A 19,217-nucleotide genomic window follows, 5' to 3' on the forward strand; every position below is an offset into this window, starting at 1 on the left:
AATGAGCAAAAAATACTACAATCAGAAAAAGAAGTTTCCTTTTGGAAAAATTCTGCTGGTCGCTGTGGTCATCGTCGGTCTCGTGATGGTGTACAACAGCAGCTTAATGGTGAAGATCGGTTTACGGGACAACCCAATACCGGATTCGCTGAACATCGATCCAATGGATCCGAGAATTGTCGAAACTTTCGACGCTGAACTCAAGAAAAACTTCGCTGAAAAATCCATGGACAAACTGTATGCGTTGTTGACTGGACGTCCTGAGCAGGGACGGATTAAAATTCACGCATTCGATGTGGACAGAGGCGTGGGGATTCCGGGAATGCGTTTTGAAGTCGTCGATGCCGTCACCAATACGGCCATCGAGACAGTTCAGACAGACCTAGAGGGGAACGCTTTTTCAGATCTTGTGGATTACGACCGCGCGTACCGGGTAAAAGCTATTGAAAGTGTATCGCAATACCCGCTTTACGCAGAGGACGTGCTCTTTAAAATGAACTCAGAGGTCGTAGAGGTTAATCTGGCACATAAAATGCCAAGTCGTATTGTCGATTACGACATCGATGCGCAAGGGGCCGTAAATATTACCCACGCTCAAATAGAAGTGCCTTTGATTATGCAAATTCCCGAGTTGCCAAACGGCTGTGAAATCACTGCGATGGCATCGGTTCTTCAATACTACGGCTACGAAGCCAATCACCTGAAATTGGCTGACGACTACTTGCCGAAGCGTCCGTTTTACAGAGTAAACGGCGACTTGTACGGTCCGCATCCGGATCAGGCTTTTTCAGGCAACCCGAGAGATGCGCACGGTTGGTACGCCTATGTGCCGCCGACACTTAAAGCCGCAAACGATTACTTGGTAGATGTGGCAGGCAAGCACCGCGCAGTTGACGTCTCCGGCATAAAGGAAGACGGCATTATTGCCAATGTAGAAAAGGGCATACCGATGGCGCTTTGGGTCACGCGTGACTTACAGCTCGTACGCTATGAGTACGGTTGGTACACTGACGACAACTCAGGCACGTATTACGAAGCTGCAGTCAACCTTCACGTTATGGTGATTTACGGCTTTGACGGCGAAGACGTCCTCGTGATGGACCCGCTCAAAGGCAATATGCGCTACAACAGAGAACAATTTTTCAAGGCTTACGAGAGCCTTGGAAGCAGAGCGATTATTTTGGAAGAGGTTAATTTATGATAAGAGGCAAGCTAGGTGTTTTAGGGGGCATGGGCCCGATGGCCACTTCGGTTTTTTTTGAACGCGTCATTCGCAGAACCGAGGCGACCTGTGACCAAGACCATTTGGATATGGTGATATTGAACCACGCCACATTGCCCGATCGAACACTGGCTATTGCCACAGGGCAACATCATATATTCTTAAAGGCCATTGAAAGCGACTTCAAGGCTTTTGAACAGTGTGGGGTGACGCAAATTGCCATTCCGTGCAATACGTCTCACTATTTTTACAAAGCGTTGAGTCGAATGACGTCTATTCCGATTATTAACATGGTGGAAGAAACAGCCGTCGCCCTTGTGGCGGAAGGTTTTAAAGGCGCTAAAATAGGGGTGTTGGCAACGGATGGGACGATTAATTCAGGGGTCTATAAAGATGTGTTGGCGGCACATGGGATGTCGTGTGTCGTACCGATGCCCAAAGAACAGGCCATTGTAATGGACACCATTTATGGGATTAAATCCGGTGATAAAACCAAACTTTTTGAAATTGAACACCTTATTGATCGACTGGTTAACGAGGCGGGGTGTTCCAAGGTGGTTCTAGCGTGTACGGAACTGTCGTTACTGGACTTAGAAGCTTCGGTGAGAACGTATTGCATCGATGCTATGGATCAGTTGGTCTCCGCTTCGATTTTACGTTGCGGCAAATCGTTGAAAAAAGGGTAGAAAACTGAGAAGGAGTTGTCATATGAAAATCGTAGTATTAGACGGCTATGCGTTGGCGCACGACGATTTATCGTGGGAGGCGCTCAACGCTCTGGGAGACGTGACGGTATACGATCGAACGACAAAAGACACTGTTGTGGCCCACGCTCGCGGTGCCGATATATTATTGACCAATAAGACGCGACTTAGAGAGCCCGAGTTGGCTCAGCTTGAAAGTGTGCGGTACATCGGTGTATTGGCGACGGGGTATAACATCGTCGACGTGGCGTATGCAAAGTCCCGTGGCATTGTAGTAACCAATGTACCGAGTTATGGAACGGATGCCGTGGCTCAGTACGTCTTTGCCTTGCTTTTGCAAATTTGTCACCATGTTGTGGAACATGCGGCACTGGTTCGAGAAGGCAAGTGGAATAGGCATGAAGATTTCTGCTTCTGGGATTACCCGCTGATGGAACTGGCCGGAAAGACGCTGGGCATTGTGGGGTACGGGCGAATCGGAAAGCGCACGGCTGAGATTGCGCGGGCCTTTGGGATGCAAGTGATGGTCTATACGCGATCGAAAAGGGCCCCTGAGCCCGGCATTGAGTTTGTAGACTTTGATGTTCTGGTCGAGTCGGCAGACGTCATCAGCCTCCACTGTCCGTTAACAGACGAAACGCGCGGCATCCTCAGTGCAGAGGCGTTTCAAAAGATGAAAGACGGCGTCGTCATTATCAACACGGCGCGCGGTCCACTTATTGATGAGACGGCCTTGCTCGAGGGGCTGAAATCGGGCAAAGTTTACGCGGCGGGACTGGATGTGTTGGCGGTGGAGCCGCCACGTGAACATCACCCGTTGTTCGACATGCCAAACTGTTTTGTGACACCTCATATTGCATGGGCGCCTGTTGAAGCGCGGCAAAGACTCATGAATACGGCTATTGATAATGTCAAGGCCTTTATCGACGGCAACCCGGTAAACCGGGTTTAACGAAAGGAGGGGGTACTGTGGTGCTCGAAATGATACAAAAACAACAAGCGTTTTACAAAACCGGCGAAACGCGACCGGTGGCTCACCGAATTGAAAAGCTTAAGGCGTTAAAGGCTGCAATTGTCAAGCACGAAGCGGCTATTGTCGAGGCACTCTATCAAGATTTGAACAAACCCGCATTTGAAGCCTATGCGACAGAAGTGGGGTTTGTCCTCGACAGTATAGGACACACCATAAAGCATTTGCATAAATGGGCAAAGGATGAGAAGGTGAAAACGCCTATCCACCAACCTTTTTCAAAGGCGTTTGTTCGTTACGAACCCTACGGAACCGTCCTCGTTATCGCACCGTTTAACTACCCGTTTCAACTGGCCATCGAACCGTTAGTCGGTGCTATTGCAGCCGGCAATACCGTGATTTTAAAGCCTTCGGAATACACGACGGCAACTGAGCACATACTCGAAGTGCTTTTACAGGAAGTCTTTGACGACGCCTATGTGGCCGTAGTTAAAGGCGGTCGAGAAGTTGTAACAGAACTTATTCACGCCCCTTTTGACTACATTTTCTTCACCGGCAGCGTCCCAGTGGGCAAAGTGGTAATGAAGGCCGCTGCAGAAAATTTAGTACCGTTGACACTGGAACTCGGCGGCAAGAGTCCGACGATTGTGCACAGCGATGCCGAAATAGAGACGGCGGCAAAGCGCATCGTTTGGGGCAAGTTTATGAACGCCGGGCAGATTTGTGTTGCACCGGACTACGTCTATGTACACGAGCGGATAAAGAATCAGTTTATTGATGAAGTGTGCAAACAAATTGTCGACTTTTACGGGGCGCGTCCTGAGCAAAGCCCAGATTACTGCCGCATTGTCAACCGTCGACATTTAAAACGATTGACCCAGCTGATTCATCACGGCAAAGTGGTGACCGGAGGGCAGTACGATGAGGCCTCTCTGTACTTGGCGCCGACGGTAATGAAAGACGTCACTTGGGACGACGCGGTGATGCAAGATGAAATCTTCGGTCCAATTATGCCCATCCTTACCTATACCCATTTAGACGATGTGGTACAGGCGGTTAACAGTCGACCAAAACCGTTGGCATGCTATGTTTTTTCTGAAGATGCAGCCACTGTCGACTACCTTGTGGATGCCATTCCTTTCGGCGGCGGTTGTGTTAACGACACTGTGTCTCATGTGGCGTCGCCCTATATGCCGTTTGGCGGGGTGGGGCACTCGGGAATTGGCAGTTACCACGGTGTTCACAGCTTTAAGACGTTTTCCCATGCGAAGAGTGTGATGAAGAAATCTTCTCAATTCGATGTGAAAATGCTCTATCCCCCATACAAAGACCGCGTGTCTTGGGTAAAAAAAATCATGAAGTAAAAAAACGGCCTTCTACAGTGATGTACTTGTAGAAGGCCGTTTCTAATTTGACAACAAGATTTGACGCGAAAGGCTTATCGCGTCTGTTCAACGCGGAAAGCTGTCAGCGAAAAGCGGTTCGTGATGCTGAAGGCATCACGCATGTTGTTGCGTTAAAAAGTTATTTGTCTAGGTGTTCGTCGATGTACTTGTGCAGCAGTCGGTAAAGGGTCTGAAGCTCGGTTTGAGTCATGGAGGTGTTTTTTATGATTTCGTGTGGCACGTGTAATACGTGATCTCTAAGTTCTAACCCTTCACGTGTCACATGTAGGCGAACGGTGCGTTCGTTTTTGTGATCGCGTGTTCGCGTAATCCAGCCGGCAGCCTCCATTTTTTTTAGGAGCGGCGTCAATGTGCCGGAGTCGAGGTATAGTTTTTCACCAAGTGCGCTGACGCTAATCCCATCGTTTTCCCAAAGAGCCATCATGGCGATGTATTGCGTGTAGGTCAATCCAAAAGGGTCTAAAAGCGGCTTGTAGCGTCTGATAATTTCTTTGGATACGACGTAGAGCGGAAAGCACAGTTGGCGGTCGAGTTTTAATGCATCGTATGGATTTGGCATAGGCACCTACTTGTTTAAGAGTGCCTCAATAGGGGCCTTGAGAGCTTCCGGTTTGGTTGTAGGAGAAAATCTGCCGACGATGCGACCGTCGCCATCGACGAGAAATTTGGTGAAATTCCACTTGATGCTGTCGCCGAGGACATTGCTTTTCAGTTTCGAAAAGAGCTTTTTGAGGCCCTCTGTTTCTTCGCCGCTGACGGTAGAGTGTTTTTTTAGGTAAGTAAACAACGGTGCGGCGTTGTCGCCGTTGACGTCGACTTTATCAAAGGTCTTAAAAGTGACGCCAAACTTGCCTTGGCAAAAGTTTTGAATTTCACCGGAAGTGTCAGGCGCTTGTCCACCAAACTGATTACAAGGGAAGTCGAGGACTTCAAATCCAGAAGCTTCATAGCTTTCCTGAAGCATTTGAAGCCCGGTGTATTGCGGGGTAAAGCCACATTCAGTAGCGGTGTTGACAATGAGGAGCACCTTGCCTTTGTAGGCTTCCATCGAAACGTCGTTGCCTTCGGCATCCTTAACTGTAAAATCGTATAGTGACATAATAAAACCTCCTTTTAATATTGAATACAATTAAATTGTACACAATTTAATTGTAAGTGTCAATAGAAAAAGCCCTACTTTTTTAGTGTGTAGGACTTTAATGGTTTTCTATATGATTTTATACCCCACGCCCCACACGGTTTCAATAAGTGGGGTGTTTGGTGCAATTTGTTCGAGTTTTTCTCGGATGCGTTTAACGTGGACGGTCACTGTGAAAGCGTCGCCGAGGGAATCGTACTTCCAAACGCGCTCGTAAATCTCTTCCTTTGAAAACACGCGACCTCTATTTTTCGCAAGGAGTAAAATGATTTCAAACTCCTTGGGCGTAAGGTCCACGACTTCACCGTTTAGGGTAAATATTTTCGTCATCTCGTTAATGACCATGTTGCGAATCGCGATATTGTTTTCTTCAAAGTTGGCTGAAGACGCATTTTTCATTTTGCTGTAGCGTCTCAATTGCGCTTTAATCCGTGCGATAAATTCATTGGTGCTAAAGGGCTTGGTCATGTAGTCATCCGCACCGACGCCCAGCCCGAGGACGATGTCCATATCTTGGTTTTTGGCAGAGACAATCATTATAGGAACATCTTTGAGGCTTTGAATTTTTTTACACAGTTCGATGCCATTGCCCTTGGGGAGCATTAAGTCGAGTACCACTAAAGAGACGTCTTCCAAAAGCGGAATGACGTTTTCCTCGGCGCCGGTGTGCTCCAGTACCGCTGAAAAGCCGTTTATTTCAAGGTAATCTTTTTGAAGGCGCGCGATGCTTTTGTCGTCTTCAACAATGAGTATTTTTTCCATAGTTTAAGGCTCCATTTCCTCAGTTAAATAGTCCGGCAGTCGAATAGAGATGGTGAGACCGTCGGAGTCGTTGCTAGACGCAGATATTTTACCGCCGTGCGATTCGATGATTTCTTTACAGATGCTCAAGCCGATGCCGCTGCCCCCCACATTGAGGTTGCGGGACTTGTCGCTCCTGTAAAAGCGGTCAAAAAGTCGTCCGGTATCTTCTTCCGGCACGCCGATGCCATTATCGGAAATATTGATAAAGACCCCATCGTCATCTCGATTGGCGAGGATGATGACTTCCACCGGACGATGACTTCTGTACTTGATGGCGTTTTCAATAATATTGATAAACACGCGCATTAGTTTTTCAGGATCTACGCGTATCTGCGTGTCTTTAATTATATAATGAAGCGACAGCGTGCCGCCACATTTTTTAACATCTTTTTCGAGTTCGTCTATACAATCGGTTAAAAACCCCCTCAAGTCCACTATTTGAGGACTCAGGGCAATACCGCCGCTGTCGTAGCCTGAAATCTCAGAGAGGTCGTTGACAAGGGACTCGATCATGTACGTTTTGCTCTCAATGGTTTCGAGGTACTCGCGCTGCATTTCTTCTGTTCGAGCGACGCCGTCTCTAAGGCCTTGGGCGTAGCCGCGAATGGAGGTGACCGGCGTTTTGAGGTCGTGAGAAATGTTGGCAATCAATTCTTTTTTTTCTTTCTCCAGCTGTACCTGTTTTTCCATGGCGCGTTTTAAGGCGATGCGCATGTTTTCAATGCTGCGTGCGAGTTCGGTAAAGTCGTCGTTTTCTCGATACGAGAGTTTGTCGTAGTAGTTCCCCTTGCCGATTTCACTGGTGGTGTGTGCCAGTCTGGCCAAGCGCCTTTGTACCGGTTTTGATATCCAAGTGATTAAAACCGTAATCAGTACGAGGTTGGCAATGGCGTAAAAGATAAAAAACAACCGCTGAAATACCTGACGCGCTAGAGCTAGGCGCTCGCTGTCAATCATAAAGCGCACGTCGATGATGTCGCCATTTGACGCGGTGTAAAGGTGTTGCTTGAGCATATAAGCCGAGCGCGAGGTGTCCGCTTGTATCCAGTCGAAGACAAAGCGCTCGAGGAATGTCCCGTCGTCGTACTCCGATTGATAAGACGTATAGCGCCGTTGGTTATCGGCCCAAATTTCGACAATAATAAAAGGCGAGCTGAAATTGGCTTCGACCTCTGCTTGAAATTCCGGCGACAGAAAAGCCGTAGGCGTTTTAGCATAGGCTGTTAGAATGTCGTCAAAAGCCTGAGAAGACTTTGAGAAGTTGGAGAATATGTCGTCGTAGTCGTCTAGGTAAGGAACAAATCTCAAGTGGTCGCTGAAGATGCTGCTGGTGATGTTGATGGAAAAGAGGATGGGGATTAAAATCAGCAGTGCCAGCGCAATGATAAACTTCGTTCTGATTTTCATAGTGCCGCCTTTCATGGTTACTTTCGTCTATTGTATTATACCATGTTGTGTTTTTTATAAAGAGAAAATAACAAAATTATAAAGGGGATTTGGAATATTAAAAGCATTTTAAATCTTAATGATGAATCATTTACAACCGTGATAAAACAATAGGTTTATGATATGATGTTGGCAAGACGGGTCAAATAAGAAAGGGGATAAGAAAGGAGCTTTTCAATATGATAGATTTGATTTTAAAAATGAATGTCGTCGGCGTGGGGATAATAGCCGTCATCGTAATCGTGTTCATTTTAGCGCTAATCGCCATGTCGAATATCAAGCGCACATACAAAAAGATTACAAGTGATATTACAACGGAGGACAACCGTCAAAAGCAGGTGTTTAGCAACCGAATCAACAACGATTTAACAGCGGATTTTAAGCAGGCGATTAAACTGCGTGTAACTGATATCAACACGCCTGCCATTGTAGACAAGCAGTTGAATGCACATCTTTCAAAGACGCATCTACAGGAGCGCTTTGTCTCAAAGGCGCCGGGGATGATGATTGTTCTCGGAATCGTCGGGACATTTTTCGGCTTGACACTTTCCATTGCCGAGCTGGTGGATTTGCTTAGCAACTCGCCGGAAGCAACCCTCGGCGAAGTGACCAATATTACCACGGGACTTCTCAATGCCATCAACGGCATGGCAGTCGCCTTTATCACGTCACTTTTCGGTATAGGGGCTTCCATACTCTTTAACGCGGCTTCTATTTTTACCGGCTTGTCCGAGTCAAAAGACTACTACACGTCGGCTGCTGAGGAGTACCTCGACAACGTTCTCGGTCACAAGACATCGGATATGACCCTTGTAGACGAACACGGACGCACGCCGATTGAAATCGCTTTTGAAGAGTTGGGCGAACGCCTCTCTGGGGATTTAAGAGCCGTTTCAGAAGGGATTTCGTACAAGTTGACTGTGGCATCCAACAGTATGAAAGAAACAGCAGATACGCTGGATAAGAGTCTGGACCGATTTGATGAAGCCGTGGAGAACTTCTCGAAGAATACCCGCGATTTCAGCGAATTCAACCATCAATTGAAAAACAATATTCAAAGGATGTCCATCGCTTTTGACGACGTGACGCAAAAACTCAAATCGGAACGCAAGTGAGGAGGGCCTTATGAAACGTAGAAGACGACATGCCTCACAACCCATTGAAGAGAATTACTGGCCGTCGTTTACAGACATGATTTCGACGATTGCCATAATTTTGTTCTTCCTGATGTTTCTAATGTACATCAACAACATCATTACGGGAAAAAATCTCGAATACTTGAAAAAAGAACTCGATGACACACAGCTTCAATTGGAGGCGAGCAATGCGGAAATTTCAAGAGCAGAAAATCAACTGCGCCTCAAAAAGAATGAGCTCGAACGCATTACCGCCGAGTTTGAAGAAGGGCAGCGCCTGTTGACCTTGTCGAACGAAGAGCTTGAAAGACAACGTGAAATCATCGCGTCGAGCAATCAAGAGCTCGGCGATTTGCGACAAAAGCTACAGGGTATTGCGTTGATTCGCTTGGATGTGCTCTCGGCCGTCAAAGGGTCTGTTGAAAACATCTTAGGAACCACAAGTGCCACTGGCGATGCGCTTGTTACTATCGGCGACAACGGGAATATTATCATCAATGAAGGCCTTGTGTTCGACCGCAACAAATACGTGATTAAAAACGAGGGAAAGGTTCTGCTGGACCAATTGTCAGTGGCGTTTGAGCAGGTGCTCCGAGATGAAGAAGTACGTCGACATATCGACGCTATTAACATTCAGGGGCATACCGATGAACGGGGGAGCAGTGCTTCCAACCGGACACTTGGTGCGCAGCGCGCCAACAGCGTTGTAAATTATATGCTCGAGACCAATCCATCATTGGGTAATGAATTTGCGTCGTATTTTCTCGCGAGTTCGTATTCCGAAGACCGCCCGGTTAATAGTGGGACCTCGGAAGCGGCATATGCCGAAAATAGACGTATTGAAATCAGCATTATTTTAAAAGACGCAGAAATTCAAAATATTATCGAAGACTACTTGAAAGAATCGATGAAAGTATTTAACTGAGGTGGAGAATGAAAAAAAATCGATTGGTTAAAGCCGGTATCAGCTGTGTGCTCACCGGCATACTGATGGCCGGGTCGCTTACATCGTTTGCGAGCTATCAGACCATATACGAAGAAAAAACGTCTGAGGCCGTTTACGCGGAAGGCGTTACACGTGAGAACATCCAGCGCTTTACAGATGGCGGCTGGCTCAATATCGAAGTCATCCGAGTCGCCTTGGAAGCGCCGGTTAAAATGGACGTCGTGGTAAATGAATACCTGTCGTCGAGAGACACACTGAGCAACATCGTTAAAAAGAACAATGCGAATAAAGACATTGTCGCGGCGATGAACGCCGATTATTTTGACGTTAAAAACAACACCACGATGGGACATGTGGTAAAGGACAGCGAAATCCTGACCACGTCCATTGGCGTGGACCAGTTCGCTTCGTTTAATATCAGTGGTAAAGGCGTGCCCTATGTGGCCTACATCAATCAGACCAAAAATAGATTGAGCAGTGCAGACGCCGAAGTTAAAGTAGACTACTTTAACAAACCGTATTTAAAGTTTAATCGTGTCATTTATTACGACCGCCTTTGGGACGATCATTCTCTCGGCAATACCGCCGGGACACCGGTTATCGAAGTCGTTGTGGAAGACGGCGTCATTACGGCGATTCACAAAGATGCCCCACCTGTGGAAATCTCTGAGAACGGCTACGTGGTTTCAGCAGTCGGGGAAGGGATTGGGCTCGTTGAAAAGGCTTTTGAAGTTGGCGATGCCGTTACTATTGAAAAAGATGCCAACCTCGGCCTGATGCAAATGGTAGTCGGCGGCGGAACGCAACTTGTCAAAGACGGGAAGCTTGCGACGTTTACTCAATCTTCTGGAGGGTACCAGCCGCGCTCTGCCCTGGGGATAAATAAAGCGCGAAACGAGTTGATTATGGTTACTGTAGACGGGCGAAGAAACCCTTATCGCGGTATGACGTTTACAGAACTTGCAAAGCTCATGATGGAGCTCGGCGCCTACGAAGCCATTAATTTCGATGGTGGCGGTTCGACACAAATCATGGGCAAGGCGCCTTGGGAGGAGACGCTCAGCGTGTTAAACACCCCTTCAGATGGTGGCGAAAGACGCATGTACACCGGGCTTGTCGTACGCAAGGAACGTCAGGATGCGCCGACGCTTAAGGGCGTCAAGCTGGACCTCGGTCAAGAAAAGTACTATATGGGGACATCGATTCCGTTAAAACTGATTGCTTTCGACAGCAACTACGATGAGATGACTGTCGATTACGATAAAGTCATCTGGTCCGTCTCCGGTGTAAAGGGGACTTTTAAGGACAACTTGTTCGTTCCTTCTGAATCGGGAAAGGCGACGATACAGGCGGTTTATGAAGGCCAGCGCGCCGAAGCGACTATTGAAGTCTTAAAAGGTGCACAGCGGCTAATTGTCTCGCCGAGTCAATTGGCACTTTCACAAAATCAAAAGCAAGGTGTTTCTTTTTCTGTACAGACCGCTAGCGGTGAAACTTTTGAGATTCCGGCGTATGCCGTGGGCTTTGAAAAACACGTAAGTGTCGGCGAGTACGATCCGATATCGGCGACCTATAGAAGTGGCGACACCACGGGACAAGGCTATTTGACCTTCACTTTTGAAGGGCTTAAAACACATGTGCCGGTGTCAATTGGGACAAAAGCTTTCAAGTTGTACGACTTTGAAAAACCGACGGCTACGGCACGCCCTTATCCTGAAGCCGTGACCGGACATTACTTTGAAAACCCGAATCTCTCTCGATCAGGTCAATCGGGACAGTTGGTTTACGACTTTTCTCAGACAGAGGGCACACGTGCCGTCTACATGGATTTTAACGCCATGTCGGTGCTGCCAACCAATGCCACAGGCATCGGTATGTGGGTCTATGGTGACGAGGGCAACGGTCACTGGCTGCGTGCACACGTCACCGATGTGGAAGGCAAACAGCACTTTTTGACGCTGGCGAGAAATGTGAACTGGAAGGGTTGGAAATACCTCAAGGCGGACTTGCCGGAAGGCATAGTGGGCCCCGTAACACTTAACAGACTGTATTTGGTGGAGACCGACGATCAAAAGAAATCGGCCGGTTTTATCGCCGTCGACGACGTCGAGGTTTTGTTGGCCAACGAGGTGCTCGTGGACTTGCCGAAAAACGTCACAAAAGTCAAAGCCCTTAACGCGTACGCACTTCCGCAAGGTGTTACGGAGAAAAGTGATCGCGTCTTCAATATCGGGTACGCAAAAAAATGGAAAGAGACTTTGGCGCTTCTCCCCGAAGACAGAAAATTGAAGTGGGTAGATACAGAAAATGGCTTCAATGCGGAGTTTGTCAACGGCGCTTGGCTCGTTACAGTGAACAACAAGGGGCTGTCTATTAAAAACAACGGCATCGGTCAATGGAAGAAGATTTTTGAGTTCCTAGAGTTGAATGCGAAAGCACCAGTAATCGTGGTGATGAACGATGGCTTTGCGTTTAAAGACCCACTGGAAAAGTCGCTTTTCTATCGAAAGTTCGAGGCGCTTGAAGGGGACATTACCGTCGTACATCCGACGACATTAAAAGAACCTCTACTACGCTATTATGAAGGCGTTCGCGTTCTGCACCTGCCATATGCAACAGACAAAACACTGCCATACGCGACCTTTGCTGTTAAAGACGGCACCATCCACTTTAAAATTGGTGAAGAAACACTGAAAACTAAATCGTAAGTTAATGACACGCGAGTACGTGGCCAATCGGCCCGTACTCGTTTTTTAGACACCAAGCGTTGAGCCGAAAAGCTTACCGCGACTGTTCAACGCGGAAAGCGTGTCAAGTGACTTTGAGCGGCCTGAGAAGACAGGTAAAGATTTGGTTAAAAAATACATAGAAAATACTAAGGGAATACTAAACAAACATAGGTGGAGACGGGGCTTCAATTGCTTTATAGTAAGGGTGTAGGAGGTGATACGGTGTTTCAGTTCAAACCCAAACGACTCTCAGAAGATGCTCGAATAGCCAAATTGAAAACTGTTCTGGACTTGTGTGCACCAGATGCGTTGGACACCAAACAGTTTAAGGGACTGTTACACGATTACATCCCGCATGAAACCGGCTATAAAGCTCGATTGGCACTTCTCGGTCAAAGTGGGACGCTTCAAAAGGTCATTCGATTAAAAGATAAAAAAAAACATCAGCAAGATAAAATTGAGAAACTGGCAAAAGAGTTCAGCAACACGTATGGCTTTCACTACCCCATTGTGTTGGAAACGCTTACCGATGTCGCCAAGGCACTGGAGATTCCGGCACCTGAACGCGCGGAAGAGACCGCACAAGCAACGCGAGAAATCGTGTCAGGCGTGTCGAGCGGCAACTTTTCAAAAAAACATTTGGATGTGCCCACGGGGAATGTGACAGCAGAAGGTCAATCGGTACAAATTAAAGCCAAGGGACAACCCCCTCTTCGCAAAAAGGCCCCAAAACGTCAGAAGTGGGCGCTCCCGATGTTGTTGGTCTATCTGTTGATGACCATCGGCGGCTATATAGCCCAAGTGACTTACTTTAAAGACACAGCAGTGGCTCAGGAAGTGGTGACGCGTCTGTGGGCCGCATCATTTAGACATCCACTGGTAATTGCGGGGAGCGTCGGACTGATTTTGATGCTCGTACTGCCGCCGCTCTTGCACCGAAAAAAGAAAATGAATTTAACCACGGTTTATCCCGTGCTCATCATCCTGATAGAATTGGTGGCCGCCGCGCTTTACGTCGCCGCACCTCTCCAATATGAAATGGTGCAAATTCTCATTGGCAGTTTGCTGTCGGTATCTTTTTTACTGTTGCTCATACCGATTTTTCTATCCAACCAAACACCGAGCGCCGCGTTGTCGAGAAAAATGGTCGTTCCCTATGTACTGACCACGGCAACTTGGATTGGGGCGCAAGTATTGATTCGATATTTCTTATAAAGGAGGTTCACAATGTCGGATATTTTAAAACCGGGCGATTGGGTCGCTTCCGGCGAGGAACGCTTTACAGTCGTCAAAGAACTCGGCGAAGGCGGACAGGGACGCGTCTATTGTGTCAAGTCCGGGGAAGACCTCTTCGCACTGAAGTGGTACAACAAGACGTCGAGTACCAAAGAACAGTACGAGGCGATAGAGACGCTTATAGACAAAGGGGCGCCAAGCGACCACTTCGTCTGGCCCATGCGTCTTGTAGAAGGCGCGTCGAGCGATCATTTCGGTTACATTATGCCGTTGATTAAGACGCATCGATTTAAAAAGCTGGCCCTTTACTTTAGCGGGGAAGAAAAAGTCGAGCGGTTTGAAGTGCTTATAGACGCTTGCCTTCAAATGGCTGAGGCCTTTCACGCGTTGCACTTGAACGGCCTTTGTTACAGAGATATTTCTTTTGGCAACCTTTTCGTCGATCTGAAAACCGGCGATGTCCAAATCTGTGACAACGACAATGTGACGTTTGATTCCCTCACCAGCACAGATGACATCTGGGGAACCAACGGCTTTATGGCACCGGAAGTGGTGCGCGGAGAGGCGCCGCCAAGCTCTTTAACAGACCTTTATGCACTCTCGGTAGTCATCTTTAGAATGCTACACCTTCAGCATCCGTTGCAAGGTCAAAAGGAATACGATGTCGTGATTACCGATTATGAAAGCGAACTCGAACTCTACGGTAAAAATCCGATTTTTATTTACGACCCCATCGACGCAACCAATCGACCGGTGAAGGGCAAGAAGGACATGGCAGATGCGTTTTGGCCTTATTATCCCGAGGCGCTTAAAGAAAAGTTTATCAAAGCCTTTACAGAAGGGTTGCACAACCCACATGAACGCATTCGGGAAACCGAGTGGCTCAAAACCCTCGCGTTGTTGAAGGGGCAATTGTACTACTGTTACAGTTGTGAAAAGCAACTGTTTTATGCCCCAACGCAGTTATCGGAAAGTCACCATTGCCCGAACTGTGGCGAAGAGGTGCGCGTAATGCCGCCGAGACTCAAAGTCGGCGACCGCGTTTTGGTACTGCCGCATGACGGCAAACTCTACGCCAGCCAGATTCATGAAGAAAGGCTCTTAGACCACAGCGAGTTGGTGGCACAAGTTGAAGTACATCCCGATCATCCTAAGGTATGGGGGCTTAGAAATCTCTCAAGTGATGTCTGGCGTTACTTTTTAAAAGACGGCACAGTTAAAGAAGTTTACAAAGGCGATGTCGTGCCGATTGTACACGAGCAAGACATTGTTTTCGGCCAAGTAACCGGTACAATTAGAGCCATGTGCTCAAAATAAAAGGAGGTATTGTATGTCAGTAGAAAGAACAGGAAAAATGGGCGCAAGAGATTTGCATTTATTCTTTTTAATAGATGCTTCAGATTCTATGAGCTATGGTGGCAAAGCAGAGACTTTGAACAACGCCATCCGCGAGGCGATTCCGCACATTCGGGACATCGCCAAAGAAGCCGAGGGCACGATTAAGGTACACGCCCTGACGTTTTCAACAGGTGCCAAGTGGATAGCCAACCACGTGGACATTCACAATTTCACATGGGAAAACATTCAGACCAAAGGCGTAACCGATATGGGACGCGCGTTTGAACTGTTGTCTGAAAAACTGGAAAACGACTTCGCAGGTGAGCGGGGCTATCAGCCGGTGATGATTTTGCTTTCAGACGGTTTGCCGACTGACGACTACGAGAAAGGCCTCAAGGCTTTACAGAAGACGACATGGGGCGCAAAGGCCATCCGTATTGCCATTGCCATCGGCTCTGAGACTGACATGGACGTCTTACAGGAGTTTATCGGCGACAGTTTTAGAGGCGAGCTCAAACCGCTACAAGCGAAGAACGCTTACGAACTCAAAAATTACATTCGCTGGGCATCGACCACCGTTTCCCACGCGTCAATTCAGCCGGCTAAAAGCACGTTGCCACCGCCACCGGTTGTAGATGCAGGCGTCGATCCGGAAACACTGGACTGGTAAAGACGTGTTGCTCTACGGGCATTCAGTGAAAGGGCGTGCCCATGTGCGAAAGGGCATGCCCAATCAGGATGCGTACTTTATTGGCGTCGACGACGCCTTTGCAGCTGTAGCGGATGGACACGGCGGTGGGGCACATCCTTACAGTGCAATTGGCGCATCGCTGGCAGTAAAAGCTGTCCGCGATGCGTTTTTAGAATACCGAGCGCATTTTGGACATTTTGACAAATGGGAAATGATTAAGTTTCTAGAAAACGATTTTGCCTATGCGGTGGACATGGCGTGGAAGGCTTCTGTGGCGGCACATTACCGGACGCTGGAAAACCCCGTTGTCGGAGAGGTGAGTGTTTATACACTTTATGGAACGACGCTGCTTATGGCATTTGAGCACGGCGGTGCTTACTACTTCTTGCAGATTGGAGACGGTAGCATTTTTATCATCGACGGCGACACGGCTGTGTTCCCGATAATGCCCGACAAACGGTTGCATCATCACTTTACGACTTCCCTCGCGGAATCAAATGCTTGGCTGTCCATGCGCGTCGCTCGATATGAACCCACGGATGCTCTGGCGTTTATCGGTTTGTTTTCTGATGGCGTAGAGGGCGCTTACCCGGGAGGCGGCGAAGAGGTGTACGATTTCGCCTATGAACTGTTTGAACAAATGAAATCCCATCCGACGCAAACGGCCCTTGAACGCGCACTGGCAAAGGCGATGCAGTATTCTACAGACGATACCACAGGTGTCGTTTACGTAAACGAAAACGATTGGCCTAAGTCCGAAGTGAAGCAACTTTCAAAAGTGACGGTAGAAGACGACAAGACGTGGCTGCCCATTGCCCTTCAAGAGATGGACGTCCATTTGCGACTGGAATGGTTGAGAAACCTTTGTAATCAGTCTGTTGATACCCATTGGTTTTCCACGGACTTGTCTTTGAAAGCATTGGCTCTAGACGCACTGGGTAACGTGGTGCGCTTAGATGCCAGACCGGATCCCGTTGGAACATTTAGTGCCGAACATTTTTACCGCGCGGTGCAAGTGGTTTTAAACGCTCAACCGAAAGCTCTGCTAAGTGGCAACGCACTGAGCCGAAGCATTCCGGCTGTTAAAGCGGCTCTCGACTGCCGGCTGAATCAAATGAAGTTGTGCTATCGATGTGGGCATTACAATTTAGAATCGACCACGACTTGTGCCATCTGTGAAGAAAAGTTGCAGGGACGCTTTTTTATAGAGCGCTTGGGAAAATGCTTTCAGCTGTTTTACAACAGCACCATTTACTTGCATCACGTCATGCCTTTGGTCGGGCGATTTGACCCCGTCATAGGACGCGTCGTCCAACATCCGAAGCATCCGCAGTTTTGGGCAATTGAAAACTGTAGCACGGTGACGTGGTATGTCGGTGACGATTTAACCGGACGTGAAGTTCACAGTGGGGAAAAAATCGTGATTCGCGAAGGCGAAACCATCACTATATGTGGCTGTCCTATTAAAATAGCATACAGAGAATAGAAAATAGGTATTTTTGATAGCGTTAAAATGTCAAAAATGCCTATTATTTTTGGCCAAATTAAAAAAAACTCAAAAAAATATGATTTTTTCTTAAAATTTTGTTTTTATTCTTCGATAAAGGATATTATAATATATATATGGAATTGACTATTCTGAATAATTTGGAAGGAAGTGAACGCAGTGAGCGAAAAACGCACAAAAGACCTTGAAGTACTCATGGAAGAAGTATTAGTTCTCGTCCCCACGTTGAACAAGCGATTTTTACGAGAAGACGAGTTGTTTAAGTCAGAAGGCTTGTACCCGTCGCACATGCAGATAATGATGTTGCTTTCTGAGCACAAGCAGATGACGATGTCGCAAATTAGCAAGGGGATACATGTTATCAATTCAAATTTGACGCCGCTAGTTGACAAGCTCATTAAGCTGGGGTATTTGAAGCGGCATCCTTCAAATCTAGACCGACGAGTGGTGCATATTACGTTGACGGCAAGTGGCCGAAAACAAGTAGAAAAACATAAAGAATATGTAAAAGAGCTCCTTGGGTCCAGATTAGAAGAATTGTCAGATGAAGAAGTCGAGCAGTTCATCAATCAAGTTAAGGGAATTTCAAAAGTGGTACACAACTGTGTCGATCAACAGAAGCTGTAACATCGCGCCGTGAGCGGAAACTGGCGTGCGACGTGACAGAGGTCGTCGCGTTTAATGACAGAAGCAGATCACCACACAACAGTCGGGAGGGGTGCATGCCGGCAACGACATGAGGCAGGTTATGAGCAATGTTTAGGCATTGCTTTTTTTTGCGCGGAACTATAGATGCAAAAAGCCCTCAACTGAGGACGGATGTCTCTAGTTGAGGGCTTGTCATCGGGTTATTTTACAAAGTGTTCTTTGAGAATCGCATCGATATCTAGGAAGGGGACAAAGGCGTGCAGGCCTTTTACGCCTTCAGTTTCCAATACGCGCTTGCTCAGTTTGTTCAAGGTCTCTTCCGAAAGAAATGGCATAAAAGCACACAAGTTGTCGGGGCCTTCAGTTTCTAATATATGTCTCCCCAACTGGTCCAAAGTCTCATCCGAGAGGAACGGTAGGATGATGTCAATCGTTCTTACACCGCCAATTGCGTAAAGGTGTTCAGCAATTTTATCGAGTGTGCCTTCACTGAGAAATGGTGCAGCAACGCCGAGTATCTCCTGTGCTTTTTCGGCATTGATTTCCGGTGAGAGCAGCGCAGTTTCTGTTAAGCGATCCAATGCGTCTTCGCTAATAAAGGGAATAAAGTCCTGAATCAGTTTGATGGCATCGCTGTCGAGTGAAGGGGCGCTTTCAAGTGTTTGCATCAATATCTGATCCAGAAGTTCAGTACTGGCAAATGGTGCAAGTGCCGAGATGTCTTCCAATTTTAAAGGCGCTTTTACAGATGCCACAATATCGTCAACTTGAGCGGGTTTGAGAATGGGGGCGACATCTTTAATGGCGTCGACAGTTGGTGGTGCAGAGAGGGGCTCGTTATCCAACACCGATTTAACAATTCGGCCGCCGGAAGTGCGATCGAAGAGCACGTCGATTGAGACACCTAACACATCGCTGAGCAACGGCAGTTTGGCAATATCCGGCATGCTGTCGCCGCGCTCCCAGTTGGAAACCGCCTGGTAGGTGACAAACAATTTGTCGGCGAGTTCCACCTGTGTCATGTTTTTTTCTTTTCTCAGTTTAGCAATTTTGTTTCCAAATGTAACAAAGTTCATATGAGTTCTCCTTTCGTTGTGGGGTTGTCTCTATCATAAAACACAGGGGGAAAAACGACAATCAAGCGGCACTTGAACGGACTCAAGGCACGCTTGAATCCCTTTAAGCGTACACAAATCTAAAGAAAATGTAAAGAGTGTGTGAAAGACTCAAAAAGAGGTATATACCAAATGTAAACTAAAGAGAATCACTCTCAAATTATTCCGTGCGTTTAATCGT

At 47.5% G+C, this 19,217-nt stretch carries 17 protein-coding genes; 12 read left to right on the plus strand and 5 right to left on the minus strand.

Annotated elements, in window-relative coordinates; all coding sequences use genetic code 11:
• The first annotated feature begins 1 nt into the window (after position 1).
• Genes ACR6HW_RS15000 through ACR6HW_RS15015 form a run of 4 tightly spaced genes read left to right on the plus strand, consistent with a single transcriptional unit; the run spans position 2 to position 4,260 of the window.
• Positions 2 to 1,201, plus strand: a complete 1,200-nt coding sequence (locus tag ACR6HW_RS15000) for a C39 family peptidase (protein WP_455728516.1) — start codon at positions 2 to 4, stop codon at positions 1,199 to 1,201.
• Positions 1,198 to 1,908 (plus strand): cysteate racemase, encoded by a 711-nt coding sequence (gene cuyB / locus ACR6HW_RS15005; protein ID WP_455728517.1) that lies wholly within the window; start codon positions 1,198 to 1,200, stop codon positions 1,906 to 1,908. The genes ACR6HW_RS15000 and cuyB overlap by 4 nt, the downstream gene beginning before the upstream one ends.
• 22 nt (positions 1,909 to 1,930) lie before the next feature.
• Positions 1,931 to 2,878 carry a D-2-hydroxyacid dehydrogenase gene (locus ACR6HW_RS15010; protein ID WP_455728518.1) on the plus strand — a complete coding sequence of 316 codons (948 nt, stop codon included), beginning with the start codon at positions 1,931 to 1,933 and terminating at the stop codon, positions 2,876 to 2,878.
• 29 nt (positions 2,879 to 2,907) lie between these two features.
• A complete protein-coding gene (locus ACR6HW_RS15015) occupies positions 2,908 to 4,260 on the plus strand; it encodes an aldehyde dehydrogenase (RefSeq protein ID WP_455728519.1) in 1,353 nt (450 codons plus the stop codon).
• Positions 4,261 to 4,420: 160 nt separating this feature from the next.
• On the opposite strand, the gene ACR6HW_RS15020 is transcribed toward ACR6HW_RS15015, so the two are convergent.
• The 4 genes from ACR6HW_RS15020 to ACR6HW_RS15035 all read right to left on the minus strand — a co-directional run bounded on the left by ACR6HW_RS15020 (position 4,421) and on the right by ACR6HW_RS15035 (position 7,651).
• Positions 4,421 to 4,861, minus strand: a complete 441-nt coding sequence (locus ACR6HW_RS15020; RefSeq protein WP_455728520.1) for a MarR family winged helix-turn-helix transcriptional regulator — start codon at positions 4,859 to 4,861, stop codon at positions 4,421 to 4,423.
• A 6-nt stretch (positions 4,862 to 4,867) separates the two neighbouring features.
• A complete protein-coding gene (locus ACR6HW_RS15025; protein WP_455728521.1) occupies positions 4,868 to 5,401 on the minus strand; it encodes a glutathione peroxidase in 534 nt (177 codons plus the stop codon).
• Between the two features lie 108 nt (positions 5,402 to 5,509).
• The gene (locus ACR6HW_RS15030) at positions 5,510 to 6,202 is read right to left on the minus strand and encodes a response regulator transcription factor (protein ID WP_455728522.1); all 693 of its coding nucleotides are present in this window, start codon (positions 6,200 to 6,202) and stop codon (positions 5,510 to 5,512) included.
• A gap of 3 nt (positions 6,203 to 6,205) precedes the next feature.
• Positions 6,206 to 7,651 (minus strand): sensor histidine kinase, encoded by a 1,446-nt coding sequence (locus ACR6HW_RS15035; RefSeq protein ID WP_455728523.1) that lies wholly within the window; start codon positions 7,649 to 7,651, stop codon positions 6,206 to 6,208.
• Between the two features lie 218 nt (positions 7,652 to 7,869).
• Here ACR6HW_RS15035 and ACR6HW_RS15040 point away from each other — a divergent pair, with 218 nt between their 5' ends.
• The 8 genes from ACR6HW_RS15040 to ACR6HW_RS15075 all read left to right on the plus strand — a co-directional run bounded on the left by ACR6HW_RS15040 (position 7,870) and on the right by ACR6HW_RS15075 (position 17,900).
• Positions 7,870 to 8,805, plus strand: a complete 936-nt coding sequence (locus ACR6HW_RS15040; protein WP_455728524.1) for a hypothetical protein — start codon at positions 7,870 to 7,872, stop codon at positions 8,803 to 8,805.
• Positions 8,806 to 8,815: 10 nt separating this feature from the next.
• The gene (locus ACR6HW_RS15045; RefSeq protein WP_455728525.1) at positions 8,816 to 9,751 is read left to right on the plus strand and encodes an OmpA family protein; all 936 of its coding nucleotides are present in this window, start codon (positions 8,816 to 8,818) and stop codon (positions 9,749 to 9,751) included.
• A gap of 8 nt (positions 9,752 to 9,759) precedes the next feature.
• A complete protein-coding gene (locus ACR6HW_RS15050; RefSeq protein ID WP_455728526.1) occupies positions 9,760 to 12,480 on the plus strand; it encodes a phosphodiester glycosidase family protein in 2,721 nt (906 codons plus the stop codon).
• A 243-nt stretch (positions 12,481 to 12,723) separates the two neighbouring features.
• Positions 12,724 to 13,716: a hypothetical protein gene (locus ACR6HW_RS15055; protein ID WP_455728527.1), complete on the plus strand. Its 993-nt coding sequence runs from the start codon at positions 12,724 to 12,726 to the stop codon at positions 13,714 to 13,716.
• A 12-nt stretch (positions 13,717 to 13,728) separates the two neighbouring features.
• Complete coding sequence (locus ACR6HW_RS15060) at positions 13,729 to 15,054, plus strand: protein kinase domain-containing protein (RefSeq protein WP_455728528.1); 1,326 nt, start codon at positions 13,729 to 13,731, stop codon at positions 15,052 to 15,054.
• A 13-nt stretch (positions 15,055 to 15,067) separates the two neighbouring features.
• Entirely contained in the window at positions 15,068 to 15,745 is a 678-nt protein-coding gene (locus tag ACR6HW_RS15065) for a vWA domain-containing protein (RefSeq protein ID WP_455728529.1), read from the plus strand.
• Positions 15,711 to 17,252, plus strand: coding sequence for a PP2C family serine/threonine-protein phosphatase (locus ACR6HW_RS15070; protein ID WP_455728530.1), 1,542 nt, complete (start codon positions 15,711 to 15,713; stop codon positions 17,250 to 17,252). Before ACR6HW_RS15065 ends, ACR6HW_RS15070 begins: the two co-directional genes overlap by 35 nt.
• A 171-nt stretch (positions 17,253 to 17,423) precedes the next feature.
• The gene (locus ACR6HW_RS15075) at positions 17,424 to 17,900 is read left to right on the plus strand and encodes a MarR family winged helix-turn-helix transcriptional regulator (protein WP_455728531.1); all 477 of its coding nucleotides are present in this window, start codon (positions 17,424 to 17,426) and stop codon (positions 17,898 to 17,900) included.
• A 221-nt stretch (positions 17,901 to 18,121) separates the two neighbouring features.
• Here ACR6HW_RS15075 and ACR6HW_RS15080 read toward each other — a convergent pair whose 3' ends face one another.
• Positions 18,122 to 18,997 (minus strand): helix-turn-helix domain-containing protein, encoded by an 876-nt coding sequence (locus tag ACR6HW_RS15080; protein WP_455728532.1) that lies wholly within the window; start codon positions 18,995 to 18,997, stop codon positions 18,122 to 18,124.
• Between the last annotated feature and the right edge of the window lie 220 nt (positions 18,998 to 19,217).

Source organism: Fusibacter sp. JL298sf-3 (assembly GCF_053842995.1).

Coding starts and splice junctions, on each gene's coding strand:
- ACR6HW_RS15050 (WP_455728526.1), top strand. CDS start 9,760: ATGAAAAAAAATCGATTGGTTAAAGCCGGTATCAGCTGTGTGCTCACC.
- ACR6HW_RS15035 (WP_455728523.1), bottom strand. CDS start 7,651: ATGAAAATCAGAACGAAGTTTATCATTGCGCTGGCACTGCTGATTTTA.
- ACR6HW_RS15045 (WP_455728525.1), top strand. CDS start 8,816: ATGAAACGTAGAAGACGACATGCCTCACAACCCATTGAAGAGAATTAC.
- ACR6HW_RS15000 (WP_455728516.1), top strand. CDS start 2: ATGAGCAAAAAATACTACAATCAGAAAAAGAAGTTTCCTTTTGGAAAA.
- cuyB (WP_455728517.1), top strand. CDS start 1,198: ATGATAAGAGGCAAGCTAGGTGTTTTAGGGGGCATGGGCCCGATGGCC.
- ACR6HW_RS15015 (WP_455728519.1), top strand. CDS start 2,908: ATGATACAAAAACAACAAGCGTTTTACAAAACCGGCGAAACGCGACCG.
- ACR6HW_RS15010 (WP_455728518.1), top strand. CDS start 1,931: ATGAAAATCGTAGTATTAGACGGCTATGCGTTGGCGCACGACGATTTA.
- ACR6HW_RS15040 (WP_455728524.1), top strand. CDS start 7,870: ATGATAGATTTGATTTTAAAAATGAATGTCGTCGGCGTGGGGATAATA.
- ACR6HW_RS15070 (WP_455728530.1), top strand. CDS start 15,711: ATGCAGGCGTCGATCCGGAAACACTGGACTGGTAAAGACGTGTTGCTC.
- ACR6HW_RS15030 (WP_455728522.1), bottom strand. CDS start 6,202: ATGGAAAAAATACTCATTGTTGAAGACGACAAAAGCATCGCGCGCCTT.
- ACR6HW_RS15020 (WP_455728520.1), bottom strand. CDS start 4,861: ATGCCAAATCCATACGATGCATTAAAACTCGACCGCCAACTGTGCTTT.
- ACR6HW_RS15025 (WP_455728521.1), bottom strand. CDS start 5,401: ATGTCACTATACGATTTTACAGTTAAGGATGCCGAAGGCAACGACGTT.
- ACR6HW_RS15060 (WP_455728528.1), top strand. CDS start 13,729: ATGTCGGATATTTTAAAACCGGGCGATTGGGTCGCTTCCGGCGAGGAA.
- ACR6HW_RS15080 (WP_455728532.1), bottom strand. CDS start 18,997: ATGAACTTTGTTACATTTGGAAACAAAATTGCTAAACTGAGAAAAGAA.
- ACR6HW_RS15065 (WP_455728529.1), top strand. CDS start 15,068: ATGTCAGTAGAAAGAACAGGAAAAATGGGCGCAAGAGATTTGCATTTA.